The 25,524-nt window shown below is 65.2% G+C and carries 23 protein-coding genes, 1 tRNA gene and 1 pseudogene; 16 read left to right on the top strand and 9 right to left on the bottom strand.

Annotated features, from left to right (window positions below):
• The first annotated feature begins 126 nt into the window (after positions 1-126).
• Positions 127-1,092: a sugar-binding transcriptional regulator gene (locus tag C5F46_RS08570; protein ID WP_107324946.1), complete on the top strand. Its 966-nt coding sequence runs from the start codon at positions 127-129 to the stop codon at positions 1,090-1,092.
• A gap of 43 nt (positions 1,093-1,135) precedes the next feature.
• Here the strand turns inward: C5F46_RS08570 and mtnA are convergent, their stop codons facing one another.
• A complete protein-coding gene (gene mtnA, locus C5F46_RS08565; RefSeq protein ID WP_107324945.1) occupies positions 1,136-2,230 on the bottom strand; it encodes an S-methyl-5-thioribose-1-phosphate isomerase in 1,095 nt (364 codons plus the stop codon).
• A 227-nt stretch (positions 2,231-2,457) separates the two neighbouring features.
• Between mtnA and C5F46_RS08560 the strand changes: the two genes are divergently transcribed.
• The 4 genes from C5F46_RS08560 to rnd all read left to right on the top strand — a co-directional run bounded on the left by C5F46_RS08560 (position 2,458) and on the right by rnd (position 6,806).
• A complete protein-coding gene (locus tag C5F46_RS08560) occupies positions 2,458-3,387 on the top strand; it encodes a transketolase (protein WP_235820126.1) in 930 nt (309 codons plus the stop codon).
• 1 nt (position 3,388) lies between these two features.
• Entirely contained in the window at positions 3,389-4,390 is a 1,002-nt protein-coding gene (locus tag C5F46_RS08555; RefSeq protein WP_107324943.1) for a transketolase family protein, read from the top strand.
• The gene (locus C5F46_RS08550; RefSeq protein ID WP_107324942.1) at positions 4,390-5,517 is read left to right on the top strand and encodes a RuBisCO large subunit C-terminal-like domain-containing protein; all 1,128 of its coding nucleotides are present in this window, start codon (positions 4,390-4,392) and stop codon (positions 5,515-5,517) included. The genes C5F46_RS08555 and C5F46_RS08550 overlap by 1 nt, the downstream gene beginning before the upstream one ends.
• Before the next feature lie 131 nt (positions 5,518-5,648).
• Positions 5,649-6,806: a ribonuclease D gene (gene rnd / locus C5F46_RS08545; protein WP_107324941.1), complete on the top strand. Its 1,158-nt coding sequence runs from the start codon at positions 5,649-5,651 to the stop codon at positions 6,804-6,806.
• Between the two features lie 5 nt (positions 6,807-6,811).
• On the opposite strand, the gene C5F46_RS08540 is transcribed toward rnd, so the two are convergent.
• Positions 6,812-7,294 carry a hypothetical protein gene (locus C5F46_RS08540; RefSeq protein ID WP_107324940.1) on the bottom strand — a complete coding sequence of 161 codons (483 nt, stop codon included), beginning with the start codon at positions 7,292-7,294 and terminating at the stop codon, positions 6,812-6,814.
• A 130-nt stretch (positions 7,295-7,424) separates the two neighbouring features.
• Between C5F46_RS08540 and C5F46_RS08535 the strand changes: the two genes are divergently transcribed.
• Positions 7,425-7,856, top strand: a complete 432-nt coding sequence (locus C5F46_RS08535) for a SufE family protein (RefSeq protein WP_107324939.1) — start codon at positions 7,425-7,427, stop codon at positions 7,854-7,856.
• A gap of 148 nt (positions 7,857-8,004) precedes the next feature.
• On the opposite strand, the gene C5F46_RS08530 is transcribed toward C5F46_RS08535, so the two are convergent.
• A complete protein-coding gene (locus C5F46_RS08530; protein ID WP_107324938.1) occupies positions 8,005-8,355 on the bottom strand; it encodes a RidA family protein in 351 nt (116 codons plus the stop codon).
• Positions 8,356-8,493: 138 nt separating this feature from the next.
• Positions 8,494-9,333: a hypothetical protein gene (locus C5F46_RS08525; RefSeq protein ID WP_107324937.1), complete on the bottom strand. Its 840-nt coding sequence runs from the start codon at positions 9,331-9,333 to the stop codon at positions 8,494-8,496.
• Positions 9,334-10,546: 1,213 nt separating this feature from the next.
• Here C5F46_RS08525 and C5F46_RS08515 point away from each other — a divergent pair.
• The 3 genes and pseudogenes from C5F46_RS08515 to C5F46_RS17285 form a co-directional block, all read left to right on the top strand.
• On the top strand, positions 10,547-11,203 hold the full coding sequence (locus C5F46_RS08515; protein ID WP_107324984.1) for a recombinase family protein: 657 nt from the start codon (positions 10,547-10,549) through the stop codon (positions 11,201-11,203).
• 493 nt (positions 11,204-11,696) lie between these two features.
• On the top strand, positions 11,697-11,909 hold the full coding sequence (locus tag C5F46_RS16425) for a hypothetical protein (RefSeq protein ID WP_133618339.1): 213 nt from the start codon (positions 11,697-11,699) through the stop codon (positions 11,907-11,909).
• 526 nt (positions 11,910-12,435) lie between these two features.
• Positions 12,436-12,618, top strand: a pseudogene (locus C5F46_RS17285) (hypothetical protein); the annotation flags it as partial.
• 19 nt (positions 12,619-12,637) lie between these two features.
• Here the strand turns inward: C5F46_RS17285 and C5F46_RS17095 are convergent.
• Together C5F46_RS17095 and C5F46_RS08505 are read right to left on the bottom strand one after the other, a co-directional pair.
• Positions 12,638-13,471: a hypothetical protein gene (locus tag C5F46_RS17095; protein WP_235820125.1), complete on the bottom strand. Its 834-nt coding sequence runs from the start codon at positions 13,469-13,471 to the stop codon at positions 12,638-12,640.
• 149 nt (positions 13,472-13,620) lie between these two features.
• A tRNA-Gly gene (locus tag C5F46_RS08505) sits at positions 13,621-13,694 on the bottom strand.
• Positions 13,695-13,937: 243 nt separating this feature from the next.
• Here C5F46_RS08505 and rpsD point away from each other — a divergent pair.
• The 4 genes from rpsD (at position 13,938) to C5F46_RS08485 (ending at position 17,611) form a co-directional block, all read left to right on the top strand.
• The gene (gene rpsD, locus C5F46_RS08500; RefSeq protein WP_107324934.1) at positions 13,938-14,558 is read left to right on the top strand and encodes a 30S ribosomal protein S4; all 621 of its coding nucleotides are present in this window, start codon (positions 13,938-13,940) and stop codon (positions 14,556-14,558) included.
• A gap of 148 nt (positions 14,559-14,706) precedes the next feature.
• Positions 14,707-15,792, top strand: a complete 1,086-nt coding sequence (gene hisC, locus C5F46_RS08495; RefSeq protein ID WP_107324933.1) for a histidinol-phosphate transaminase — start codon at positions 14,707-14,709, stop codon at positions 15,790-15,792.
• Entirely contained in the window at positions 15,789-16,721 is a 933-nt protein-coding gene (locus tag C5F46_RS08490; protein ID WP_107324932.1) for a prephenate/arogenate dehydrogenase family protein, read from the top strand. The genes hisC and C5F46_RS08490 overlap by 4 nt, the downstream gene beginning before the upstream one ends.
• Before the next feature lie 29 nt (positions 16,722-16,750).
• The gene (locus C5F46_RS08485; RefSeq protein WP_107324931.1) at positions 16,751-17,611 is read left to right on the top strand and encodes an extensin-like domain-containing protein; all 861 of its coding nucleotides are present in this window, start codon (positions 16,751-16,753) and stop codon (positions 17,609-17,611) included.
• Here the strand turns inward: C5F46_RS08485 and C5F46_RS08480 are convergent.
• Positions 17,599-18,576 carry a DUF2125 domain-containing protein gene (locus C5F46_RS08480; RefSeq protein WP_107324930.1) on the bottom strand — a complete coding sequence of 326 codons (978 nt, stop codon included), beginning with the start codon at positions 18,574-18,576 and terminating at the stop codon, positions 17,599-17,601. The two genes, C5F46_RS08485 and C5F46_RS08480, sit on opposite strands and share 13 nt — an antisense overlap.
• Before the next feature lie 156 nt (positions 18,577-18,732).
• Here C5F46_RS08480 and C5F46_RS08475 point away from each other — a divergent pair, with 156 nt between their 5' ends.
• Both C5F46_RS08475 and C5F46_RS08470 read left to right on the top strand, forming a co-directional pair.
• Positions 18,733-19,824: a biopolymer transporter ExbB gene (locus C5F46_RS08475; protein WP_107324929.1), complete on the top strand. Its 1,092-nt coding sequence runs from the start codon at positions 18,733-18,735 to the stop codon at positions 19,822-19,824.
• Positions 19,825-19,827: 3 nt separating this feature from the next.
• A complete protein-coding gene (locus C5F46_RS08470; protein WP_107324928.1) occupies positions 19,828-21,138 on the top strand; it encodes a peptidoglycan -binding protein in 1,311 nt (436 codons plus the stop codon).
• Positions 21,139-21,196: 58 nt separating this feature from the next.
• On the opposite strand, the gene clpA is transcribed toward C5F46_RS08470, so the two are convergent.
• Positions 21,197-23,512, bottom strand: a complete 2,316-nt coding sequence (gene clpA, locus C5F46_RS08465; protein WP_107324927.1) for an ATP-dependent Clp protease ATP-binding subunit ClpA — start codon at positions 23,510-23,512, stop codon at positions 21,197-21,199.
• A gap of 172 nt (positions 23,513-23,684) precedes the next feature.
• Positions 23,685-24,452 (bottom strand): hydroxyacylglutathione hydrolase, encoded by a 768-nt coding sequence (gene gloB / locus C5F46_RS08460; protein WP_107324926.1) that lies wholly within the window; start codon positions 24,450-24,452, stop codon positions 23,685-23,687.
• A 62-nt stretch (positions 24,453-24,514) separates the two neighbouring features.
• Between gloB and C5F46_RS08455 the strand changes: the two genes are divergently transcribed.
• The gene (locus C5F46_RS08455; protein ID WP_107324925.1) at positions 24,515-25,273 is read left to right on the top strand and encodes a methyltransferase domain-containing protein; all 759 of its coding nucleotides are present in this window, start codon (positions 24,515-24,517) and stop codon (positions 25,271-25,273) included.
• Positions 25,274-25,524: the final 251 nt, after the last annotated feature.

Genomic DNA, 25,524 nt, shown 5'->3' with positions numbered 1-25,524 from the left:
GTTTCAGGCCGGGTCAGGGTGCCGCGACGGCGGCCGGGGTCAAGCGGGAAGCGATTGACCTTTGGATGATTTTCAACAAAAGTCAACATTTGCTGGCAAAGGTTTTCCGGCGCGATCGGGGGCGGCATGGCAACGACGAAACGGCGCTCCATGGGGCAGATCAGCGGCGAGAATGTCGTGATCGAGGTGGCGTGGATGTATTACCACGAGGGTCTGAACCAGCAAGACATCGCCAGCCGGCTGGCGATTTCGCGCGCTACGGTGGTCAACTATCTGCAAGAGGCGCGCGAGACCGGGCTGATCCGCATCACGCTGGCCGCGCCCGCCTTTACCACGCATCGGCTGGCGGTCGATCTGTGCGCCCGCTTCGGGCTGCGCGCGGCCTATGTGGTGCCTGATGAGGGCGCCGATGCCGAAGCGGCCTTTGCCCGCGTGGTGCGCGGGGCGGCGGAATGGCTGCCTGATCTGCTGGCGCCCGGAGATCGGCTGGGGGTGGCCTGGGGCCGCACCGTTCACGATCTGGTCGAGGCGGTGGAGCCGCACCGGATCGAGGCGATGACGGTGCTGCAACTGGTCGGCTCGATGGCCACGCCCTACGGTTTCACCGCCGAGGCCTGTTCGACCCGGCTGGCGCAGCGGTTGCAGGCGCGTTGCCTGAACCTGCACGCGCCCGCGGTGATCAGCCGGGCCGATCTGGCGGCCGAATTGCGCGCCGAGCCGATCCTGAAGGCGCAGCTTGACCAGTTGCAGGGGGTCAACAAGGTGCTGTTCTCGGTCGGCACCTGCGCCGCTGACAGCCATATTGTGTCAAGCGGTCTGGCCTCGCCCGAGGATCTGGCCTGGCATGTGGCGCGCGGCGCGGTGGGGGTGCTGTGCGGGCGCTTTATCGACGCCGAGGGGCGGCCAGTGTCGGGGCCGCTGGATGCGCGGATGATCGGCATCACGCTGGATCGGCTGGTGGGGCTGGAGATGGGGATATTGGTCACCCCCGGCCTTGACAAGCTGGAGGCGACGCGCGCCGCGATCCGCGGCGGCTATGTGACCCATCTGGTCACCGGCCTGACCGTGGCGCAGGCGTTGCTGGCGGGCTGAGCCGTTCGGCCCGCCCTGCGGCCCCGGTTCCCGCTGGCGGGCGTCAGCCCCGGACCCGGTCGGGAAACATCGCGGCCAGCCCCTCGGACGAGGCGGTGCAGATGCCGCGTTCGGTGATCAGCCCGGTAACCAGATGCGCAGGCGTCACGTCAAAGGCGGGGTTGCGGGCGGGGGTGCCGTCGGGCGAGATCTGCACGCAGATCACCCGGCCCGCGGCGTCGCGGCCCTGCACATGGGTCACCTCGCTGCCCGCGCGCTCTTCGATCGGGATTTCCTTGACGCCGTCCTTCACCGTCCAGTCGATGGTGGGCGAGGGCAGCGCCACATAGAACGGCACGCCGTTGGCCTTGGCGGCCAGCGCCTTCAGATAGGTGCCGATCTTGTTGCACACGTCGCCGTTGGCGGTGGTGCGGTCGGTGCCCACGATCACCATATCCACCTCGCCATGCTGCATCAGATGGCCGCCGGCATTGTCCACGATCAGATCGTGGCTGACGCCGTGGCTGTTCAGCTCCCACGCGGTCAGTTGCGCGCCCTGATTGCGGGGGCGGGTTTCATCGACGAACACATGCACGTCGATCCCGGCCTCGACCGCGTGATAAATTGGCGAGGTGGCGGTGCCCCAATCCACCGTGGCGGGCCAGCCCGCGTTGCAATGGGTCAGGATGTTCACCCGCCCGCCGCCCTTGCGGGCCGCGATCTCGCGGATGATGGCCAGCCCGTGTTCGCCGATGCGGCGGTTGATCTCCACATCCTCGTCGGCGATCTCGGCGGCGCGGGCCCAGGCGGCGGCGGGGCGTTCGGTCACCGGCAGGGGGGCCAGATGGCGGGTCATTTCGTCCAGCGCCCATTTCAGGTTGATTGCAGTGGGACGGGTTTCGTGCAGCACCTCCCAGGTTTCGCGCAAGGACGCATCCGAGGCATCGCCCTGCATCTGCACCGCCACCCCATAGGCCGCCGTCGCCCCGATCAGCGGCGCGCCGCGCACCCACATGTCGCGGATGGCCGCGGCAAATTCCGCCCTGTCGCGCAGCGGCACGATGCGCAGTTCATGCGGCAGCCAGCGCTGGTCGATGATCCGCACCTCGCCCGAAGCCTCGCGCCAGATGGAGCGGTAAGGTTTGCCGTCGATCTTCATGCCTGATCCTCTGAGTTGTCCTGTTGCGCGGTGCGGTGCCCGCGTCTGGGCGGCGCGTCTGGCCGCATCCTTGGCCAGGCGGCAGGATTTCCGCTTTGGCGGCAATTGTCAAATACAATTGACTTTTGATCCAATTCCGCAAAGGGCGCAAATTGTCTTATGTCAGGATTAATTGACTTTTGCTCGATTTCATGAAACACAAGGTCAACCGGCACAAGGAGGCTGTCGTGCGCAACGCCCGAACGACCGAAGCAATCGCGCAGGGCATCCGCCGCCGCGTCTTTGAGCACACGATCCGCGCCAATGGCGGCTATCTGAGCCAGGCCTGTTCGGCGGCTGAGCAACTGGCGTTTCTGTATAACGAGGCGCTGACCTTGGGCGCGCCGACGCGGCCGATGATCCCTCCGCCGTTCGGGGGGGTGCCCGCAGCCTGCAACCCCGGCTATGTCACCGGCGCAGGCTATAACGGCCCCGCCGCGCCCGACTATGACCGGCTGTTCATCGCGCCCGCGCATTATGCGCTGGTGGCCTATGCCGCGCTGGTCGAGGTGGGCCGGATGGCGCCCGAGGGGCTGGAGATGTTCAACCGCGATGGCAGTTCGGTCGAGATGATCGGGGCCGAGCATTCCCCCGGCATGGAGGTGCACAACGGCACGCTGGGGATCGGGCTGTCAACCGCCGCGGGGCTGGCCTGGGGCCGCAAGCGGCGCGGCGAGGCGGGGCAGGTCTGTGTCTTCATGTCCGATGGCGAGGTGCAGGAGGGGCAGACCTGGGAAGCGGTGCAGGCCGCCGCGCACCACCGGATCGACAATCTCTGGGCGATCATGGATGTGAACCGCCAGCAATGCGACGGCGCGATGGACGCCGTGATGACGGTGGGCGACATCGCCGCCAAGCTGCGCGCCTTTGGTGCCGTGGTGGCCGAGGTGGACGCCCATGATCTGGCCGCGCTGCGGCAGGCCCGTGCCACCCCGCACGAGGGCCGCCCGCTGATCATTCTGGCCCATTCCTCGCCTACGCAGGGGATGGCGTTTTTACGCCGCCGGTTTCCGCGGCTGCACTACGTCCGCTTCAAGTCCGAGGCGGAACGGGCCGAGATGAACGCGGCGATTGCTGCCGAACTGGGCATCGCCCCGGTCGATCTGGGAGATATGTGAGATGGAGATGGTCAACCGTCCCTATGCCACCGCCTTCGAGGCTCATGCGCTGGCCAACCCCGAGGTGCTCTGCCTGTCGGCCGATCTGACCTCAAGCTGCGAGATCGACGGCTTTCGTGACCGCCACCCCGACCGCTTTCTGTCGCTGGGCATGGCCGAACAGAACATGCTGTCGTTTGCGGGCGGGCTGGGGCTGGCGGGGTTTCGGCCGTTTCTGCACAGCTTTGGTGTGTTCTTGTATCGCAGGCCTTATGATCAGTTGATGGCCTCGGTCGCCTATCCCCGCCGCAAGGTGCGGCTGATGGGGTTTTTGCCCGGCCTCACCACCCCCGGCGGCATGACCCATCAAGCGATCGAGGATATCGCGGTGATGCGCACCATCCCCAACATGACCGTGCTGGAGGCGGGCGACGCCACCGAGGTCGAAAGCATCGTGGCCGAGGCCGACCGGGTCGATGGCCCGGTCTATTGCCGCATCCTGCGCGGTGCGGTGCCGCGGCTGTTTGCAACGCCGATGCGACTGGGCCAGGTGCGGGTGCTGGCCGAGGGGGACGATGTGCTGGTTGTGACGGCTGGCATCGCCACCGAAGAGGCGATGCGCGCGCGCGGCGCGCTGGACCGGGCCGGGGTGTCGGTCCGGCATCTGCATCTGGCCACGCTCAAGCCCTTTGATGCCGCCACGATCCTGGCCCATGCCGAGGCGGTGCGGTTTGGCGTGGTGACGCTGGAAAACCATCTGGTGACGGGCGGGATCGGCTCGATGGTGGCCGAGGCGCTGGCCGAGGCGGGGCTGCCGCGGCGGCTGACCCGGCTGGGGTTGCAAGATACCTATGCCCATGGCGGATCGCGCCCTTATCTGATGCGCTATTACGGGCTGGACGCGCTCAGCCTTGTGCGGGCGGTGGAACGGCTGACGGGGCAGCAGACCGGCATCGACGAGGCAGCGCTGGGCGCGGTGCGGCTGGAGGCGGTGCACAGCGCCGCAAAGGCCGAGGCGTTGTGATGCGCCTTGTCGTCCACTACCGCATTCTGGCCGCCACCGCCGCAGATGCCCGCGCCCGCGCCGAGGCGATCGCGTTGGAGCAGACCGTCGAGGTGCCGCGCGACGTGGTGCCCGCGGGCTTTGTCGAGGACGAGATTCTGGGCCGCGTCGAAGAGCTTGGCGCCGAGGCCGAGGGCGCCTTTCGCGCCGCCATTTCCTACAGCCCCGACAGCGTGGGCGGGCAGGTGACACAGCTTTTCAACGTGGTTTTCGGCAACAGTTCGATCCAGCGCGGGCTGCGCGTGATCGGGCTGGAGCCGGGCGACACCCTTGCTGCGCGCTTTCCCGGCGCACGGTTCGGCGTTGCCGGGTTGCGCGCGCGCACCCGCCGCGTAGCAGGCGGGCTGATTGCGCCGGTGCTGAAACCGATGGGTCTGTCGGCCGATGCGCTGGCCGATATCGCCTATCTGTGCGCCCGCGGCGGCGCCGATATCGTGAAGGAAGACCACGGGCTGGCCGATCAGCCGATGGCGCCCTTCCGCGAGCGGGTGGAAAAGATCGCCGCCGCCGTGGCCCGTGCCAATGCCGAAACCGGCGGTGCGGCGCAATATTTTCCCAACCTTGCAGGCCGCGCTGAAGAGATCGAGGGCAACCTGTGCTTTGCCGCCGGGGCGGGGGTGGGGGGCATTCTGGTGATGCCGGGGCTGCTGGGCTTTGGTGTGGTGGACCGGATCGCCCGCGATGACCGGCTGAACCTGCCGGTGATGACCCATCCGGCCTTTCTGGGGCCTCATGTGCTGTCGTCCGACACCGGACTGGATCATGGCGTGATCTTTGGCACGCTGCAACGGCTGGCGGGGGCCGATATCTCGGTCTTTCCCAATGTGGGGGGGCGGTTCGGCTTTTCTGCGGCGGACTGTGCACAGATCGCCGGGGCCTGCCGCGCGGTGGCAGGGCCGGGGCGCGCGATCCTGCCCAGCCCCGGCGGCGGCATGAGCGTGGCGCGCGCCGAGGACATGGTGGCGATGTATGGCACGGATGCGGTGTTTTTGCTGGGCGGCAGCTTGCTGCGCCACGGCGACCGGATCGGCGAGGGCATCGCCGCGATGCGCCGGGCGATCGACGCGGCCCTGCCCGAAGTCGGCTGATTGGCCGCCCCGCAGCGGTGGCAATGCGGGAAATTCGCGCAGTTTGGGGCTTTCGCGGGCTTTTCTTTCGCGGATCGCTCGCCTAAACCGTAAAAAACCTGCGGGATGACCCCGCGACAGAAGGGTGCCAGATGCAGACCATTACCACGACCGAAGACCTCGCGCGGTTTTGCGCTGCGGCAAAGGCCGAAGCCTATGTCACCCTCGATACGGAGTTTCTGCGCGAACGGACCTATTGGTCCAAGCTCTGTCTGGTGCAGATGGCGCTGCCCGGCAAGGATGGCGCGGCGGTGCTGGTTGACCCGCTGGCCGAGGGGCTGTCGCTGGAACCGCTCTATGACCTGTTCCGCCATGAGGCGACGGTCAAGGTGTTTCACGCCGCCCGGCAAGATCTGGAGATCTTCTTTGTCGAGGCGGGCGTGTTCCCCAAACCCCTGTTCGATACCCAGATCGCCGCGATGGTCTGCGGCTTTGGCGAGCAGGTGGGCTATGAAACGCTGGTCAAAAAGATCGCGCGGCAGGGGCTCGACAAGACCTCGCGTTTTACCGACTGGTCACGCCGCCCGCTGTCCGAGGCGCAGATGGCCTATGCGCTGGCCGATGTGACGCATCTGCGGGTGATCTATGAATTCCTGTCGAAAGAGTTGAAGAAATCTGGCCGCGAGGCTTGGGTGGAGGAGGAGGAGGCGATCCTTCTGAACCCCGAAACCTACATAACCCGCCCCGAAGATGCATGGCTTCGGGTCAAGACGCGCACCTCGTCGGGTCGGTTTCTGGCGATCGTGCGGGAACTGGCCCGGTTTCGGGAAAGCTATGCGCAAAGTCGCAACATCCCGCGCAGCCGCGTCTGCAAGGATGACGCGCTGCTGGAACTGGCCTCGACCAAGCCCACCAGCATTGATGAACTGGGTAAATCGCGGCTGCTGCTGCGCGAGGCACGGCGGGGCGAGATCGCCGATGGCATTCTGGCCGCCGTCAAGGCAGGGCTGGAGACGCGGCCCGAAGACTGCCCCAAGGTCGATGACGCGCGCGAACATGTGCAGGGCAACAGCGCGCTGTCAGACCTGTTGCGGGTGCTTCTGAAGGCGAAATCCGAAGAAACCGGGGTGGCGCCCAAGCTGATCGCCTCGGCCTCGGAACTGGACGAGATCGCGGCGGGCCAGCTTGACGGGCAGGTTTTGCACGGCTGGCGGCGCGAAGTGTTCGGCGCCGATGCGCTGCGGCTGGTGCGCGGAGAAATCGCGCTGTCTGCCCGTGGTGGCGCGGTGCGGGTAGTGCCTGCGGGCTGAGCCGGTCAGCGGCTGACGCTGCGGGCGTTGCCCGACCCGGTCACACTGATCCGTGCGACCTGCGCCAGATCGCCGTTGGGCACAAATGTTGCCACCGTCACCTCGCGCGATTGCGGGGTGGAAACGCGGTTGGCGGCCGGGGTGCCCGCCAGCGGCGGGATCAGCACAAAGCGGAAGCTCAGCACCCCATCGACCGGCTGGCCGTCGTTTTCGGCTACCAGTTCGGCATTCCACCAGCCCTGCGTCGGCGGCAGCCCGGCGGCCTGAACGATCACCCCGCCATGGGCCGGCGCCACCTCCAGCTGCGTGACCTGCTGGACCAACGGGCGCGCATCCGCCGTGGCTTCGCTGGCCGAGGGCGTCAGCGTGGCCGGCCCATCCTCGGATTTGCCGAACCAGTTGAACGGGTTGATCCGGCTTTCGCGGATCGTGCCGCAGCCCGCCAGCACCAGCGACAGTGTCATAACCGCGACGATTGGCGTTTTCATGAACCCCTCCGGTGCTGCCCAGCCCTTGCCCTGCCTCTGGGTAGCCCAAAGCGCGGGCTTTGAAAAGGCCGCTACTGGACCTTGGCGGGCCTGCCGTTTAGGTCTTGTGCGATGCCTGCCGGAGAACGCCATGACCACCGATGCCTTTGACGAGATCGCAGAGACCTTCGACTTTCTCGACGATTGGGAAGACCGCTACCGCCATGTGATCGAACTGGGCAAGGCGATGCCGCCGCTGGACGAGGCGTTTCGCGTGCCGGGGCTGAAGGTCGAGGGCTGTGCCAGCCAGGTCTGGTTGCTGCCCCGGATCGAGGGGCGGGGGCCACAGGCGCGGTTCGATTTTCAGGGTGAAAGCGATGCGATGATCGTGCGCGGGCTGATCGCCATCCTGCATGCGCTCTATGCCGGGCTGAGCGTGGCCGAGGTGGGCCGCATCGACGCCCGCGCCGCGCTGGAGCGGCTGGGGCTGACCGAACATCTGTCGGCGCAGCGGTCAAACGGGGTGCGCGCGATGATCGAGCGGATCCGGGCACTTGCAGCCGAAGCCGCAGCTACCGCCTGAAACGCGGCGCCTGAAAGATTTTCTGCCTCCGGCGGGGATATTTCAGCCAAGGCGAAGGGGCGATGGGGCGCCCCGCCTCGGGCGGCAGAGCCGCGGAGACGGGGCGCCGTGCGGTTTGGTCATAATATGCCCGCCGGAGGCGGGACGATTATTTTTGTGCCGCGGTCACGATGATCTCGACCCGGTATTCGGGTGCGGCCAGCTTTGATTCGCCGGTGGCGCGCGCCGGGCAATGGCCCTGCGGCACCCAGGCGTCCCAGACTGCGTTCATCTCGGCGAAATCGGCGATGTCGGCCAGCCAGATCTGGGCCATCAGGATGCGCGTCTTGTCCGAGCCGGCACGCGCCAGAAGCGCGTCGATCTGGGCCAGAACCTCGCGGGTCTGTTCGGCCACGCTTTCGCCGGGCTTGCCGACCTGACCGGCCAGAAAGACCAGCCCGTTATGAATGACGGCCTCGCTCATACGCTTGCCGCAGTCGATCCGTGTGATGTCGCTCATGGGTGCCTCCGTTAGCTGTCGCGGTGATAGCCAAAGCGACCGCGCTGTGCCAGTGCAGAGTGGGGGCGCCGACCAATGCCCGCTATGTGAAAAGGCGGCCTTGCGAGCCGCCTTTTCATAGTCAAATCAGGGCTGGCTTCAGTCCAGCGTGGACGCCCAGGCCGCTGCAAGGCCCGGATTGTAGGTCGTCGTGAGGTTGTTGCGCTTGTAGGTTGCGCCAAACGGGATCTTCAGACCGACTGCAACTGTCGTTTCGTCGGCGTTGTCTTCGGTGTTTGCGGTGATGTCCATCTGCTTCAGGCTCATGGTGCCGATCAGCATCGGTTTGAACTGGTATTCCGCGTAAATACCAAAGGCCTTGTATTCGCCCCAGTCCCCGCCGTCTTCAAAGATGTCGTCCGACCTGCCGAATTCGTAGTCCATGGCCAGGGTAAGTGCATTGAAGGTGGTTGCCATGCCGAGTCTTGCGAAGCGACCGTCAAAAGCGTTGTCCCCCTCGTAGCCCACCATTTCGGCCATGCCGACCTGAGCAAACAGGCTTGTGTTCGGGCCGAACTGATACTCCGCTTCAACGCCATAGAGGCTGTCGCTTGCAAACCCATTGCCGGTGGGTGTGTCGTAAGCCTGAAACCAGTTTTTGCCAAGAAAGGCGCCAGCATAAAGTTCATTGAATTGGCGACCGAAGTGCAGACCGAGGCTCGATGCGCCTTTGGGGGCGTAGTCGTAGAAGTCATCGTCAATGGTGTCGCGGCGCATATGGGCGAAATCCGCAAACGCAGCCCAGTCGCCGAAGTCGGCGCGCAGGGTGCCGGTCAGCGAATAGCCGTCGATCCGCTCTTCGTAGTCGTCATCGCTGTTCGTAAAGTCGGTCCGCGCAATGCTCGCACCGATATCGCCGCTGAAAACCGTTTCTGCCTGTGCGGTCAGACCGGCGAGGCAAGCCGCCGCCATGCCCAGGATCAAGCTCGTTTTTTGCATTTATATCCTCGCTTTCTGTTTCTTCGTTCATGACGTGTCATCGCGCTCACCTGACGCTGCTGGTCGGTCTTGTCTGCGTGATACACGATCCGGTGAAAAAGCGCCCACCATCACGCGCCTGTGAAGCACAGTATCGCGGGAAAAAGGGGAATATTCCACAAAACACACGTTATTCAGTTGAATCGGGTGACTTTGCCGCAGGGTGTGGCGCGTTCGCAACTGATGAAAAAGGTGGGCACAGCTGGGTCCAGCACAGACCGCACAGTGCGACGGCTTCGGACGCAGATATGAACTTGCAAGTGAGTTTGGAGCGGGTGAAGGGCGATCGGGGACAAAATCTAACCGGGTCACGCTGCCACTTTTTCCTTCGTTCTCAATAACTTCGGCCCGCTTGGCTTCCCGGTGGATTTCTACCGTGTGTGCCTGACGTGCTGTCAGTGTGTGCCCACGTCTAGCTCTGAGACCAGTCCCTGAGCAAGTCCAAATTGACTTGACGGATTACCTTCTCCACGGTGGGGAAACGTTAGCCCAAGGGATTCATTAATGCCGACACCAAGAGTTGTTGTAGCTTTCGCCTCCATGCTTGCACTTGCTTCATGTGTTGAACCGACCGAGACGACCGTAACGGGGCCTTCGGGTGCCACAGTGAGCACAGCCAAGTGTAGTCAATCACCCGAAGGTTGCTTCAAGAAGGCATCGGAAACCTGCAAGGGGCCCTATCAGGTTGTGGACAGCTACAGCAAATCAGGTGGCCTAGTTGCAGATATTATGCCGGGTCCGGTGACTTGGTATTACATGTCCTATCAGTGCGGGAAGTCTGATGGCCGTATGCCCTCTTTTGATTTCCGAGGCCAATCATATCAGCCGCCGCCCGTAGTTGTTGCCCCGGCCTACACGCCGAGAACTACCACCACGAACTGCAACAGGTTCGGCAACTCCGTCTCGTGCACCAGCTACTAGCTTCGGCCAGTTTGCTTTTGGGGCAAAAATCTGAGGCCCTGACCTCAACAGGTGAAGCCGCGCGCTACCCCCCGGTGGGGTCGCCCTCTCCACCATCCGGGGCACTTCATACCGCACCCCTACCGCCCCTTGGTCCACCCTCCGGGACCGGGTGACGCCCGAACTTCTCACGCGATTAACACTCACAACGTTCCTTGACGTTAGATAAATGCCCATGCTACATACCCCCGACAACTTGCCGGGGGTATCTACCATGAAGCAATTCGTCATCTATCGTAGGGTCAGCACAGAGGAACAGGGGCGCTCCGGCCTTGGCCTCTTGGCCCAGACACGGGACATAGACCTGTATCTGTCCAACTATGCCGAGACCCCGTATCAGATCGCCGGGACATTCACGGATGAGTTGTCAGGCCGGGACAATGACCGCCCGGAGTTGACCAAGGCTCTGGACCTGTGCCGCAGGACCGGGGCGGAGTTGCTGGTGGCGAAGCTGGACCGCCTGTCCCGTCGCGTGTCCTTCATCGCGGCAATCATGGATGACCCCAAGGTGCGCCTCCGGGTGGCCTCTATGCCCAACGCGGACAAGTTTCAGTTGCATATCTACGCCGCCTTGGCGGAACAGGAACGGGACTTCATCTCCCTGCGGACCAAGGCAGCACTGGCAGAGGCGAAGGCCAGAGGCCAGAAGCTAGGCGGGATGCGGGATGCCACCGGGAAGCGCAATGAGGCTGTCCAGAGGGGTGCACAGGCGTTTGCCCAGAAGGTGAAGCCGATTGTGGAACCTCTGCGGACCTCTGGGGCCACACTGGCGGAGATCGCCGGGGCACTGGACGGGGCAGGGATCAGCACCGCACGGGGCGGGAAGTGGACCCCTACGCAGGTTAAGCGGGTGCTGGAGAGGCTTGCATAAAGCGCATAGCTTTTGCCTAAGCTATGACGTGATCGCATGTCTCCCTATCTGTATTGTTGCCACGGCCTCCGGGGATCACCTCCGGGGGTCTCTCTATTTACCCCGTGAACTTCACAGGGTGAACCGCATTACCCTGTAAACTTTACAGGGGTAATCGCCCGAATATTTCATCCCCATACAGGCACCATCGGAGCCGATCCAAAACCCCTTCGTTTAGGGCCAAGCCTCTCTCCGATCCCAAAACACATCCCTCTCCGGGATCACCTCCGGGATGCCTCATGTGCCCCTATCAGGGGTGTTGCAGAAATGCATCCTCATCTTAGGACAGCCCGTCCATCCATCCATCCCCATCAATCACCCGATGCCACCCATTCCGAGCACCTTGCGAAACTCGCCGGGGACGTTCTCCGGGGTGTGGATCAGGTCCACGGGCCACAGGTGACGGATGCCCTTGTGGATCAGGTGGCGGACAACGGAGACCCGGAGTCCATCCTTGGACAACACCACGCACCCCTTGGCAGATGGCGCGGCGGTCCTTTGGATGCTCCACGGGCTTGCCGACTTCACCCCGATCTCCCTGCGCTTTGCCGGGATGGTCTATGACCGCCACGGGCCGTTGAAGCTGAAAGCCGCTGCTGCCCACGGGATCAAGCGCCTAGAGGACCGCACCCGGCTCCGGGACCTGAAAGGGGCCAAGGCCGCATGAGTGACACTTACAGGTTGTTTGCGCTGAAACCCGTGTATGTCCAAGGCAAGGGAGAGGTGGCCCCCGTGGGGCATGTCTCCGATGCCCAGCGCGAGATGATGGAAGCTGCCCAGCGCGCGGAAGGGGCAGGGAATACCCACGGAAGTTTGGGGGGCATTCAGACACCCCCGGCACCACCCAAGACCCTTGGTCAAAGGAAGCGTGGGGAGACCTTCGCTAGGACCCCCAGAGATGCCCGCACAGGCCCCTTCCCGTCCACCCTACACCAACCCACCGGAGACCCCCTAGCGGGCCTCTGGTGACTCTCTCCCGGCCTCTCCGATGCTGCACCCTTCCGACCCCCGCGCGGGTTTCGTTTCGTCGTCCTTCCTCGACCCGTCTGGGGTGTGATGGGGATCACGGCGGGGTGCAGTTTCAGAGGGGCTGGGGGACGGTTTCTCATTCTTCCGCATGGCGTCCCCGTGCGCCCCACTGGGGTCTCCTTTCGGCCCCTGTGGGTGCCCGTGGGAAGGCTGCCGGGGGCGTCATGCCGAGGAATGATCCTCGATTTCCTACATCGAAAGGAACCACCATGAACAACCTACCCACCACCGCCCGACCAATCCCCGCACCGCTGCCCGATACAATCCCGGAAAGCTGCCGTGGGGTGCCCTTCATGTCGTCGCTTGAGATCGCGCATATGACAGGGAAGCGCCACGATCACGTTATGCGCGACATAGACCGGGAACTTACAAGCCTTGGGGAAGCTGCCCCCAAATTTGGGGCGAGCTATCGGGGCAAGGACGGGACATTGCGTCTCCGGGCTTCTGGCCCCGGCCTCTCGCCACCCGCTCCACAGGGAGACCGTGGAAGGGGTTTGTCGTGCTGTCAGGGAGGCCCAATTCGCGGATGCCATAGTTGACCACGGCGGAGAGGATAGACAATTCCCGCCCCACCGTGGACGCGCTGACCTTCTCTCCGACCCCGCGCCCCGTGACCTTCACCCGGTCTAGCATTTCGTCCCGTATCTTCCGGGCATCCTCTCGCGTGATCGCTGACAATTCGGGGTCTCTCCCGATGACGGCAATGGCCGCATCTACGACCCGGTTAGCAAACCCGATAACGCGGCTATCAGTAGCAGGATCATCCGCCCGAAGGTGCTCTTTCAGATAGACCTTAAGGGCATCCCCAAGGGTCGCCACGGGGGCCTTGTATCGCTCCGGCCCATGCCGCAGAAGGTTGATCGTATGGCGCTCCACCGGGGGAACCCCTTGCGGCTCATAGTCATACCCGTGGGGATACGCCTCTGCGATGCTATCCGCTGTAAGGGCTAGGTCTTCGTCGCTGGCACCCGCTGCCACCAGATCAGCCCGACGCCGCAATGCTTCGGCATAGGCTTCCCGCTCCGTGGCCCCGGCACTGGACGCTGCCTCCGAACGCACCCGGCCCAGCTTGGCCTCTGCAATTTCTTTTTCCACTTCGGCATGAAACCGGGGATAGGCCGCAAGGGCCTCTCTCTCCGACTCACCCAACTTCCGCTTGAACTCCCGCTTGGCGATGATCGCGGAAACTTCCTTGGGCACCCTCCGGCGATACTGCCAACTGCCCGCTTTGGTGCGCTCAACGTATTGCAAAACTAGACCCATGTGTGCCCCGTGTGTGCCTTAATGTGCACCGGAGAGAACCGCAAGGGCTTGAATTATTGAGAAAAAAGGCTGCCCAGAGGGGCAAATGGAGCGGGTGAAGGGAATCGAACCCTCGTCGTAAGCTTGGGAAGCTTCTGCTCTACCATTGAGCTACACCCGCGACGGGGAAGCAGATAGGCCACTGCGCCTGCCGCGTCAAGCGCCCGCGGAGGGCGGGACAAAAAACCGGGGCGGGCATTGACAGGGCGGGCGGGGCTTGTATAAGCGCGCCACCTCCGGGCCTCGTTTTGGCCCGGATTTTCATTGGTGTTGGTGGGCCCCGCAAGGGGAACCCTGTCGGGCTTCGGCCAAAGGACAACGCCCTTCATGGCCCCCGTGGCCGCACGCACGAAGGAGATCAGCGGTGACCAAACGCACCTCTGCCAAATATAAAATTGACCGCCGCATGGGCGAAAACATCTGGGGCCGCGCCAAATCCCCGGTGAACAAGCGGGAATATGGCCCCGGTCAGCATGGCCAGCGCCGCAAGAACAAGCTGTCGGATTTCGGCACCCAGTTGCGCGCCAAGCAGAAGCTGAAAGGCTACTATGGCGATCTGACCGAAAAGCAATTCCGCAAGATCTTTGGCGAAGCCGAGCGGGTCAAGGGCGACACGGGTGAAAACCTGATCGGTCTGCTGGAGCGCCGTCTGGACGCCGTGATCTATCGCGCGAAATTCGTGCCGACGATCTTTGCCGCGCGCCAGTTTGTCAACCATGGCCATGTGACCGTGAACGGCAAGCGCGTGAACATCGCGTCCTACCGGGTTTCGGAAGGCGACGTGATCGCGGTGCGCGACCGGTCGAAACAGCTGGCGATCGTGTTGGAATCGGTCGGCCTGACCGAGCGCGACGTGCCCGACTATCTGGAAGTCGATCATTCGAAAATGACCGCGACCTATGTGCGGCAGCCGTCGCTGGCCGATGTGCCCTATCCGGTCATCATGGAACCGAACCTCGTGGTCGAATATTACGCGAAAAACTGATCCTGACGGATCGGCAGATCGGGGGGGGCCGCGCCGCAGGGTGCGGCCCTTTTGCTATGCCGGGCCAGACATTTGACAGGGAGCCAACATGGCGCTGGCGCAGCCTGCGGCGCGCCGTTAGAAACGGCCCCGACACGGGGGAAGACATATGACCGACCAGATCAAACCGCAGCCTGGCATTCTTGGCATCGCGCTCTATCAGGGTGGGGCGGCGCATGTGGCGGGGTTGTCCGATGCGGTCAAGCTGTCATCGAACGAAAACCCCTTTGGTCCCTCGGACAAGGCGCGCGAGGCGTTTTCGCGCGCGGTCCACAAACTGCACCGTTACCCCAACACCGACCACCGCGCCCTGCGCGAGGCGATCGGCGAGGTGCACGGTCTGGACCCTGACCGGATCATCTGCGGGGTGGGCAGCGACGAGATCATCCACTTCCTCTGCCAGGCCTATGCCGGCCCGAAGGATGAGGTGCTGTTCACCGAACACGGGTTCCTGATGTATCGCATCAGCGCGATGGCCGCGGGCGCGACCCCGGTTGCCGTGCCCGAGCGAGAGCGCACCACCGATGTGGATGCGCTGCTGGCGGGTGCCACCAAGCGCACCAGGCTGGTGTTTCTGGCCAACCCCAACAACCCCACCGGCACGATGATCGGCCTGCCGGAACTGGAGCGGCTGGCCAAGGGCCTGCCGAAACAGGCGATCCTGGTGCTGGACGGGGCCTATGCCGAATATGTCGATGGTTATGACGGTGGGGCGGACCTGGCCACGCGGCTGCCCAACGTGGTGATGACGCGGACGTTTTCCAAGATCTACGGTTTGGGCGGCCTGCGCATCGGCTGGGGCTATGGCCCGCGCGAGATTATCGACGTGCTGAACCGTATCCGGGGGCCGTTCAACCTGTCGACCGCGCAGCTTGACGCGGCCGAGGCGGCGGTCCGTGATCAGGACCATGTTGCCCGCTGTCGGGCCGAAAATGCGCGCATGCGCGTTTGGCTGGCCGAGGCTTTGGCGGAAAGAGGCGTTCCGTCAGACACTTCGATGGCGAACTTCATACTTGCGCGGTTTGCTGACGAGGCCGAGGCTGCCGCCTGCGACGACTATCTGAAATCGCATGGGCTGATCGTGCGGCGGGTGGCGGGCTATGGCCTGCCCCATTGCCTGCGCATCACCGTGGGCGACGAGGCCTCGTGCCGCCGGGTGGCCCATGCGATCGGTCAGTTCAAGGCGCAAAGATGAGCGCGCCGATCTATGGCCGGGTCGCGCTGATCGGGCTGGGGCTGATCGCGGCCTCGATGGCCCATGCGATGCGCGCCAGGGGGCTGGCCGGCGAAATCACCGGCCACGCCAAAAGTGCCGAGACGCGGGCCGCCGCGCTGGAGATCGGCCTGTGCGACCGGGTGTTTGACACGGCCGCCGATGCGGTGGCGGGCGCCGATCTGGTGGTACTGGCGGTGCCGGTGGGGGTTATGGGGGCGATTGCCGCCGAGATTGCGCCGCATCTGAAACCGGGCGCTACGCTGACCGATGTCGGTTCGGTCAAGCAGGCGGTGATCGAGGCGGTGGCACCGCATGTGCCTGCGGGGGTCCATTTCATTCCCGGTCACCCGCTGGCCGGGACCGAACATTCCGGCCCCCATGCGGGCTTTGCCACGCTGTTTGTCAACCGTTGGTGGCTGCTGACCCCCTTGCCCGACACGCCCGAGGCGCCGGTGGCGCAGTTGCGCGCGCTGTGCGAGGCGATGGGTGCCAATGTCGATCTGATGGAGCCAGCGCATCACGATCTGGTGCTGGCTGTCACCTCGCATACGCCGCACCTGATCGCCTATACGATGGTGGGCGTGGCCGACCATCTGCGCCGCGTGACCGAAACCGAGATCGTGAAATATTCGGCGGCCGGGTTTCGTGATTTTACGCGCATCGCCGCCTCTGACCCGACGATGTGGCGCGATGTGTTCCTGACCAACAAGGACGCCACGCTCGACATTCTGGGCCGGTTCACCGAAGAACTGTTCGTTCTGCAACGCGCGATCAGAATGGGTGACGGGCAGCTTTTGTTCGACTATTTTACTCGCACCCGCGCAATTCGTCGCGGCATCATCGAGGCCGGGCAAGACACGGCCGCCCCCGATTTCGGGCGCGGTGCGCCGCCGCCCGAGGTCGGGTAACTGGCGCCGCTGCGCTGAGGGGGCCAACGATGCGGCATAGCCTTGTGATTGCAGCCGTGCTGGCCACGCTGGCGGGAGTTGCGCTGGCCGAGGCGCCAGAGGTTTCTCCGCGGCCGATCCCGCGCCCTGGGCTTGCCCCTGTTGTGGCGCTGCCGCCTGTTTCCGAGGTTCAGCCTGTCGCCAGCCTGCTGCTGCGCCCGATGGCGCGACCGGCGCTGTCGGGGGGCTACGCGCCGGCGCTGGCGGGTATATCGCTGCTTCCCGCCGGGCTGTCTCATGCGCCGCTGCAGTCGCCCCGCCCGACGCCTCGGTTAAGCGGCAGGGTTGAACTGGCCGCGGCGATCCCCGCGCGCCCCGGCAAGCCCGGCGCGCGCGGCACCGTCTGCGGTGATCCCGATTTGCAAGGGGTGGCAGTGCCGCCGATTCCGGGCAAGGTAGCGGGCTGCGGGCTGACCGGCGGGGTCAGGATTACCGCCGTGTCAGGCGTGTCACTGTCGCAGCCCGCAACGGTCGATTGCACCACCGCCAAGGCGCTGAAAACCTGGGTGGAAACCGGCATCCTCCCGGCTGTTGGCCGCACCGGCGGCGGGCTGGCGCGGCTGGAGATTGCCGCAAGCTATGTCTGCCGACCGCGCAACAACCAGCCCGGCGCCAAGGTGTCGGAACATGGCCGGGGCCGGGCGGTGGATCTGGCGGGGCTGCGGCTGGCCAATGGCGAGGTGATCTCGGTGTTGCGCGGCTTTCGCAGCCATCCGAGGGTGATGAAGGCGGTCGAGCGCAGCGCCTGCGGAACCTTTGGCACCGTTCTGGGGCCAAAGGCCGACCGCTATCATCAGGACCATATCCATGTAGATACGGCCCGCCATCGCAACGGGAGTTACTGCAAGTAAGGCGCAGGGCCGACCGGGACGGGGCCGACAAACATCAGCCCTGCGCGGAAATCTATTGGCAGATCAAGGCTTTCACCACCCGATGCCTGGGCCATCTCGGTCAGCATCGCGGCGACCGTAGGCGCGGTTTCGGCCTTGACCAGACCGGCGGCCACCGCCATATCCAGCATCTCGCGCCAGCGGGTTGCGCGCAGCATCAGCCGCCCCTCGGGCTGGCCCGCGGCGGTGATCGTCACCTGCCCCTGAGCCGCCAGCGCCATTTCGCCCCAACGCAGCGCCAGTTCGCCCAGATCGACCGCGGTGATCTGCGGTTTGGTCTGGCCGATGTGCCGGTCCAGCGGCGCCGACAGCGTCAACTGCGCCTTCAGCCCGATCCGATCGACCAGGGTGCCGGGCGTAACGGCCCCGTTCAGCGCCGCCAGCGCCGCTGCGGGCAGCGTCAGCGCACGGACCTCGGCGCTGATATCAACGGTTTCGGGGCTGGTGCCGGGGCGCAGATTGGCCTCGACCGCCTCGGCGCTGGCCAGCCAGCCGCTGGCTGCGGTGGCTTTGGGCGCGGTCAGGAAAAAGCCCGCGGTTTCCAGCGTCAGATCGCCAGAGGGCGCAAAGGCGGCATCGGCCCGCATCTCGTCAAAGTCGAGCATGACGGTTTCGCCCGCAATGCGCAGCGTCTGGCCGGTCGTGGCGCGCAGGCTGGGCTGGTGCGGCATCAGGCCGGGGGCCTTGAACACCACCTTGGGCAGGGTCCATTCGGCCAGACCATCGGCGGTCTTCAGCGTCAGATCCTGCGCGCGCAGCCCAAAGCTGAGCGGAAAGCCGGTGCGGCGCACATCGGCCGCCTCGATCTGACCGGCCGAGGCGCTGATCGCCGTAGCCGCCCCCGAGCGCAGCGCGCCGGTGGCCATCAGCCAGATCCCGTCCCACAACAGCGCGATCGCCAGCAAACCCCAGATCAGACGTCCCATTGTTTCGCAGCCTCCGTCAGATGTTGCGCCTCCTATACTACCGCGCCCGCCGAAGGGCCAGAACCGACAGGGCCGTAGGTGCGTTTTCGCTTGCCCCTTGGCAGTTCTGGTGCCGCCGCCTATCCTCGCCCCGTCAGGGAACACAGGGGGCAGATCATGCGCGCGCCGGCACGACAGGCCACGCCACAATTTTCGCAGCCGGTGCGGCAGGTTCTGTTGATGCTGGCGGTGGTCGCGGCCGTGGTCGCGGGGGGGTATTTCGCCTATGCGCGGATTTATCCGATCTTTCTGGCCAACCCCTGGCTGAACGGGCTGATCCTTGCGGTCTTTGCCATGGGGGTGCTGGCCTGTTTCTGGCAACTGGTGCAACTGATGCAATCGGTCGTCTGGATCGAGCATTTCGCCGCCAACCGGACGGGATACCCGCAGTCGCGCGCGCCGCTGCTGCTGGCGCCGCTGGTGGCGCTCCTGGGCGCGCGGGGGCCGGGGCGGGCGCTGGCCACCGGTTCGGCGCGGTCGATCCTCGAGTCGGTCGCAACCCGCATCGACGAGGCGCGCGATATCACGCGATATCTGGCCAACCTGCTGATTTTTCTTGGCCTTCTGGGCACGTTCTACGGTCTGGCCACGACCGTTCCCGCGGTGGTCGATACGATCCGCGCGCTGGCCCCGAAAGAGGGCGACACGGCGATGTCGGTGTTTGACAAGCTGATGGGCGGGCTTGAGGCGCAACTGGGCGGCATGGGCACGGCGTTTTCATCGTCGCTGCTGGGGCTGGCGGGGTCGCTGGTGGTGGGCTTGCTGGAACTGTTCGTCACGCAAAGCCAGAACCGCTTTTACCGCGAGCTGGAGGAGTGGATTTCCTCGATCACCCGGCTGGGCTTTGCCGGGGCCGATGGCGAGGCGGGCGAGGCCTCGGCACTGGCGGTGGTGGTGGACCAGATGGGCGCGCTGGCCGAGCGGATCGAGACGCTGACGGCGCGGATCGAGGCTGATCAGGCCGGCGCGGTTCTGGCCCGGCTGGCCGACACGCAACAGCGGCTGGCGGCGGCGCTGGAGGCGCAGACGGCGGTGGCGCAGGGGCTGGCCGAGGATGCCGAGGGGCGGATGCGTCTGCGCTCGATCGACCTGCAACTGATGCGTTTGCTGGAAGAGGTGGCGGCGGGGCGGCAGGAAAGCATGGCCGAATTGCGCAACGATTTTGCCGGCTTGACGCGGGCGATCCTGTCGCGCCGGGGCGAGGGCTAGGCGATGGCACTGTCGCCGCGCGGGGCGGGAAACCGCTTTTCGGCTACGATCTGGCCCGGCTTTGTCGATGCGATGACGGCGCTGTTGATGGTGCTGATGTTCGTGCTGACCATTTTCATGGTCGTGCAATCGGTGCTGCGCGACACGATCACCACGCAAGACAGCGAGCTGGATGCGCTGTCGACGCAATTGGCGGGGCTGGCCGAGGCGCTGGCGCTGGAACAGGCGCGTGCCTCGGATCTGGAGGGGCGACTGACCGGGGCCGAGGCGCTGGTGGCGACGCTGGGTGCCGATCTGGCCGCCTCGCGCGCGCGGATCGGGGAGTATGAGGCACAGGTGGCGGGGCTGCTGGCTGCGCGGGCGGCTGACGCCGCCGCGCAGGCCGAATTGCAGGCGCGTCTGCAAGGCTCGGAGGCGGATCTGGCGGCGTTGACGCTGGCGCTGGACGAAAGTCGCCGCAAGGCCGAAGAAACGCTGACCCTGCTGGCCGCCGCCGAGGCCGCCCGCCGAGAGTTGGAGGGCGCGGCAACCCAGAAATCCACTGATGAGGAACGGCTTGCCGCGCTGCTGGCGCTGGCCGAACAGAAGCTGTCGCAGGAACGGCTGGTGTCTGCCGAAGGGGCGCGCAAGCTGGCGCTGCTGAACGAACAGATCGCGGCGCTGCGGGCGCAACTGGGGGCTTTGCAGGCGGTGCTGGATGAAAGTGCCGCGCGCGACAAGGCTGCCAAAGTGCAGATCGAAGCACTGGGGGCGCAGTTGAACACCGCGCTGGCGCAGGTCGCCGCCGAACAGCGCAAGCGCGCCGATCTGGAAGAAGCCGAGCGCAAGCGGCTGGAACTGGAGACGAAAGACCTGGCACGCTATCGGTCCGAGTTTTTCGGGCGGATGTCGGAATTGCTGGCGGGCCGTGAGGGTGTGCAGGTGGTGGGTGACAGGTTCGTGTTTTCCTCCGAGGTGCTGTTTGCCCCGGCCTCGGCTGATCTGGCGCCCGAGGGACGCGCGCAAATTGCACGGGTGGCGGCGCTGCTGACCGAACTTGCCGGGCAAATTCCGCCGGAAATCGACTGGGTGATCCGGGTGGACGGGCATACCGACAGCACGCCCCTGTCGGGCACCGGGCTCTATGCCGACAACTGGGAGCTAAGCCAGGCGCGCGCGCTGTCGGTGGTGCGCTATATGACCGGCAGCCTTGGCTTTCCGCCCGCGCGGCTGGCGGCAACGGGGTTTGGCGAATATCGCCCCGTGACGCCGGAAAATACCCCCGAGGCGCGGGCGCAAAACCGCCGGATCGAGTTGAAATTGACCGAACGCTGAACTGCAAGGGGCGCCCGATCGGGGCGCCCCTTGCGTTGGTCTTGCCATCGGGCTGCGGTCAGCCAGCGGTCAGCAGCGGCGGGCGTGAGCCGGAAAGCCGCGGCTTTTGCGGCTCTTCGACCTCAAGCGCGATGGCGTCGTCTTTCAGCACCACGCGCACAAGGCCCCCCTTGGTCAGCTTGCCGAACAGCAGTTCTTCGGCCAGCGGCTTCTTGATGTGCTCCTGAATGACCCGGCCCAGCGGGCGGGCGCCCATCCGGTCGTCATATCCTTTTTCGGCCAGCCAGCTTGCGGCCTCGGGCGCCAGTTCGATATGCACGTTGCGGTCGATCAGTTGCGCTTCCAGTTGCAGCACGAATTTGTCCACGACCTGCAAGATCACCTCGCGCGGCAGCGGTGCAAAGCTGACCACCGCATCCAGACGGTTGCGGAATTCGGGCGTGAAGGTGCGCTCGATGGCGGCCGTATCCTCGCCCTCGCGCCGGTCGCGGCCAAAGCCGATGGCAGATTTGGCCTGTTCGGCAGCCCCGGCGTTCGAGGTCATGATCAGGATCACGTTGCGGAAATCGACCTGTCGGCCGTTGTGGTCGGTCAGCTTGCCGTGGTCCATCACCTGCAACAGGATGTTGTAGACATCGGGGTGCGCCTTTTCGATTTCGTCCAGCAGCAGCACGCAATGCGGGTGCTGGTCAACGCCGTCGGTCAGCATGCCCCCCTGATCAAAGCCCACATAGCCCGGAGGCGCGCCGATCAGTCGGGATACGGCGTGTTTCTCCATGTACTCCGACATGTCGAAGCGCAGCAGTTCCACCCCCAGCGTATTGGCCAGTTGCTTGGCCACCTCGGTTTTGCCAACGCCGGTGGGGCCGGCAAAGAGATAGTTGCCAATCGGCTTTTCCGGCTCGCGCAGACCTGCGCGCGCGAGTTTGATCGCCGAAGACAGCGTATCAATCGCCTTGTCCTGACCGAACACCACGCGCTTGAGCGATTTTTCCAGATCGCGCAGCACCTCGGCATCGTCCTTGGAGACGTTTTTCGGCGGAATGCGGGCGATTTTGGCCACTACGGCCTCAATCTCCTTGGCGCCCAGCGTCTTGCGGCGCTTTGCCTCCGACAGCAGGTGCTGGGCCGCGCCTGCCTCGTCGATCACGTCGATGGCCTTGTCTGGCAGCTTGCGGTCATGGATGTAGCGCGCCGACAGTTCGACCGCTGCCTTGATCGCGTCATTGGTATAGCGGATGTCATGGTGTTCCTCGAAATAGGGTTTCAGCCCCATCAGGATCTTGATCGAATCCGGCACCGAGGGTTCGTTCACGTCGATCTTCTGGAACCGGCGGCTCAGCGCGCGGTCCTTTTCAAAGTGCTGGCGGAATTCCTTGTAGGTGGTGCTTCCCATGCAGCGCAGCTTGCCGCCCTGCAAGGCGGGTTTGAGCAGGTTCGAGGCATCCATCGCCCCGCCCGAGGTAGCGCCCGCGCCGATCACGGTATGAATTTCGTCGATGAACAGGATCGCGTCGGGGTGATCCTCCAACTCCTTCACCACGGCTTTCAGACGTTCCTCGAAATCGCCGCGGTAGCGGGTGCCCGCCAGCAGCGCGCCCATGTCGAGCGAAAAGATCGTGGCGCCTTTCAGAATGTCGGGCGTCTCGCCGCGGGTGATTTTCAGCGCCAGACCTTCGGCGATGGCGGTCTTGCCCACGCCGGGATCGCCCACCAGAAGCGGGTTGTTCTTGCGTCGGCGGCACAGCACCTGAATACAGCGCTCCACCTCGGATTCGCGGCCGATCAGCGGATCAACCTCGCCCTTCTTCGACTTGGCGTTCAGGTCAACGCAGTATTTCGCCAGCGCGGATTCGCGGTTTTCGGCGGGGTTGGGCTGGGAATGGGTTTCCTCCTCGGCGCCGATCACCGGGCGGGCCTCGCCAAACTCCGGGTCTTTGGCGACGCCATGGGCGATGAAGTTCACCGCGTCATAGCGCGTCATGTCCTGTTCTTGCAGGAAATAGGCCGCGTTAGATTCGCGCTCGGCAAAGATCGCTACCAGCACGTTGGCACCCGTCACCTCGGTCCGGCCCGAGGATTGCACATGGATCGCCGCGCGCTGGATCACGCGCTGGAACGCCGCGGTGGGGACGGCCTCTGACCCTTCGACATCGGTCACCAGCGTCGAAAGATCGTCGTCGATGAATTCGGTCAGCGTGCGGCGCAAGTCTTCAAGATCGACCGAGCAGGCCCGCATCACGCGGGCGGCGTCGGGCTCGTCGATCAGCGCCAGCAGCAGATGCTCCAGCGTGGCCAGTTCATGTTTGCGCGCATTGGCAAGAGCCAGCGCGCCGTGGATCGCCTGTTCGAGCGTCGTCGAGAATGAAGGCACGTCGGGGCTCCTTTCCTCAGGGAATGGGCGCGCGGTTTCAACGCCCGGTCGCCATGCTGCATAGGACTAGACTTCGGTGGAATTTCCCGCGCTTCAAGTCTTTTGTGTCACTTTTATGTGCCGGGGGCAGACGCCGCCTGAAAAGTGATCGCCCAAAGGCGGGCTTGCGCGATCAGAAGCGGTCCTTGAGCGCGCGCAGCGCCGTGAAAACCTCCAGATCCGAGGCCTCGGTCATGCCGATCGCGGCCCTCAGCGCCGGATCAGAGGCGCGCAGGAACGGATTGGTCGCCAGTTCCAGCGACAGCGGCACCGGCAGCGTCGGGCGGCCTTCGGCGCGCGCCGCCGCAACCGCGGCCATCCGCGCGATCAGCGCGGGGTTGGCGGGCTCAAGGCTCAGCGCAAAGCGGCCATTGGCCTGCGTGTATTCGTGCCCCGAACAGATCAGCGTGTCGGGCGGCAGCGCCGCAAGCCGGGTCAGTGTGCCCCACATCTGCGCCGGCGTGCCCTCGAACAGCCGCCCGCAGCCCCAGGCCATCAGGCTGTCGCCGGTAAAGGCCAGCTTCGCTTCGGCAAAGTGATAGGCGACATGGCCCAGCGTATGGCCTGGCGCGTCGATCACCGCCACCGCCTGCATCCCCACCGGGATCACCTCGCCGGGGGTCACTTCTTCGGTCAGGTGCGGCAGGCGGTGGGTGTCGGCTGCGGCCCCGATCAGCCGCGCGCCGGTCGCGGCCTCCAGCATCGGGGCGCCGTCGGTATGGTCGGGGTGGTGATGGGTGATCAGGATGTGGGTCAGTTTCCAGCCGCGGGCATACAGCTCGCGCAGGATCGGCGCTGCCTCCGGGGCATCGACGACAGTGGTGGTATCGGTTGCCGGATCGTGGATCAGCCAGGCGTAATTGTCGGTGCGGCAGGGGATCGGGATCAGTTCGAGGGGCATGGCTTTTCGTGCGGCGTTTCGTATGCTGGTGCCATCATTCGCCCAAGGAGCCGCCCTGCGCAATGCATCTTGATGTCCTCGACCTGCGGAATTTCTATTACCGCACGCAACTTGGCCGGGCCGCGCAAAAGGCGGTGCGCGACCGGGTGCTGGCGCTGTGGCCCGCCACTGCGTCCGAGATCGCGGGCCAGACCGTTGTGGGCTACGGCTTTGCGGTGCCGCTGTTGCGGCCTTATCTCGCCCATGCGCGCCGGGTGATCGGGCTGATGCCGGGCCAGCAGGGGGTGATGCCCTGGCCCGCCGGCATGCCCAATGTGTCGGTGTTGTGCGAGGAAACCCGCTGGCCGCTGGAAACCGGCCTGGTGGATCGGCTGATCCTGTTGCACGGGCTGGAAACGTCAGAGCACCCCTCGGCGCTGCTGGAGGAGGCCTGGCGGGTGTTGGGGCCGGGCGGGCGGGCGCTGTTGATCGTGCCCAACCGCGCAGGGCTTTGGGCGCCGCGCGAAACCACGCCCTTCGGCTTTGGCCGGCCCTATACGCTGGGCCAACTGGATGCGCAGGCGCGGCGCGCGGGCTTTGTGCCCGAACGCCACGCCGCGGCCCTCTATATCCCGCCCTCGGGGCGGCGGTTCTGGCTGCGCTCGGCGCAGATGTGGGAAGGCATGGGGCAAAAAGTGTCGGGGTTGCTGGCAGCCGGTGTGGTGATGCTTGAGGTGTCCAAGCAGGTCCACGCCCCGCGGCGCGGCGGCCTGGGCGAGGCGGTGCGCCGCCCGCTGTCGGTGCTGGAGGGGGTGGGGCAGGGCGTGGCCACGCCGACCTGACCGCCGCCGGGGGATTCGGCCGGCGCCGCCGCGGGCGGGGCTCGGGCCGGGGCTTTCGCCCTAAAATCCTTGCGCTGCGACCTTTTGGGCGGGCGATGCGCCCGCGTGAGGCGGCCTTTGCGCCCGGAAATCCCGACCCCTGAAAAAAACGCCTTTTACATTCATTTTCGGGCATGCAAGACGGTTGCGAGCCGGGAAGGCCTCTGCTACACCCGGCCCGAATTTGAGACGTGCGGGCGACTGCACGCCAC

The sequence above is a fragment of the Phaeovulum veldkampii DSM 11550 genome, from assembly GCF_003034995.1.
Taxonomy (GTDB): Bacteria; Pseudomonadota; Alphaproteobacteria; order Rhodobacterales; family Rhodobacteraceae; genus Phaeovulum; species Phaeovulum veldkampii.
Note: the sequence above shows the minus strand (reverse complement) of the source record. Positions and strands in the feature narration are given on the sequence as shown.

Coding starts and splice junctions, on each gene's coding strand:
- C5F46_RS08470 (WP_107324928.1), top strand. CDS start 19,828: ATGGCACTGTCGCCGCGCGGGGCGGGAAACCGCTTTTCGGCTACGATC.
- C5F46_RS08485 (WP_107324931.1), top strand. CDS start 16,751: ATGCGGCATAGCCTTGTGATTGCAGCCGTGCTGGCCACGCTGGCGGGA.
- C5F46_RS08475 (WP_107324929.1), top strand. CDS start 18,733: ATGCGCGCGCCGGCACGACAGGCCACGCCACAATTTTCGCAGCCGGTG.
- C5F46_RS08535 (WP_107324939.1), top strand. CDS start 7,425: ATGACCACCGATGCCTTTGACGAGATCGCAGAGACCTTCGACTTTCTC.
- hisC (WP_107324933.1), top strand. CDS start 14,707: ATGACCGACCAGATCAAACCGCAGCCTGGCATTCTTGGCATCGCGCTC.
- C5F46_RS08515 (WP_107324984.1), top strand. CDS start 10,547: ATGAAGCAATTCGTCATCTATCGTAGGGTCAGCACAGAGGAACAGGGG.
- C5F46_RS08455 (WP_107324925.1), top strand. CDS start 24,515: ATGCATCTTGATGTCCTCGACCTGCGGAATTTCTATTACCGCACGCAA.
- C5F46_RS08550 (WP_107324942.1), top strand. CDS start 4,390: ATGCGCCTTGTCGTCCACTACCGCATTCTGGCCGCCACCGCCGCAGAT.
- C5F46_RS08525 (WP_107324937.1), bottom strand. CDS start 9,333: ATGCAAAAAACGAGCTTGATCCTGGGCATGGCGGCGGCTTGCCTCGCC.
- C5F46_RS08480 (WP_107324930.1), bottom strand. CDS start 18,576: ATGGGACGTCTGATCTGGGGTTTGCTGGCGATCGCGCTGTTGTGGGAC.
- C5F46_RS08540 (WP_107324940.1), bottom strand. CDS start 7,294: ATGAAAACGCCAATCGTCGCGGTTATGACACTGTCGCTGGTGCTGGCG.
- C5F46_RS08530 (WP_107324938.1), bottom strand. CDS start 8,355: ATGAGCGACATCACACGGATCGACTGCGGCAAGCGTATGAGCGAGGCC.
- rnd (WP_107324941.1), top strand. CDS start 5,649: ATGCAGACCATTACCACGACCGAAGACCTCGCGCGGTTTTGCGCTGCG.
- C5F46_RS08555 (WP_107324943.1), top strand. CDS start 3,389: ATGGAGATGGTCAACCGTCCCTATGCCACCGCCTTCGAGGCTCATGCG.
- gloB (WP_107324926.1), bottom strand. CDS start 24,452: ATGCCCCTCGAACTGATCCCGATCCCCTGCCGCACCGACAATTACGCC.
- mtnA (WP_107324945.1), bottom strand. CDS start 2,230: ATGAAGATCGACGGCAAACCTTACCGCTCCATCTGGCGCGAGGCTTCG.
- C5F46_RS08490 (WP_107324932.1), top strand. CDS start 15,789: ATGAGCGCGCCGATCTATGGCCGGGTCGCGCTGATCGGGCTGGGGCTG.
- C5F46_RS08570 (WP_107324946.1), top strand. CDS start 127: ATGGCAACGACGAAACGGCGCTCCATGGGGCAGATCAGCGGCGAGAAT.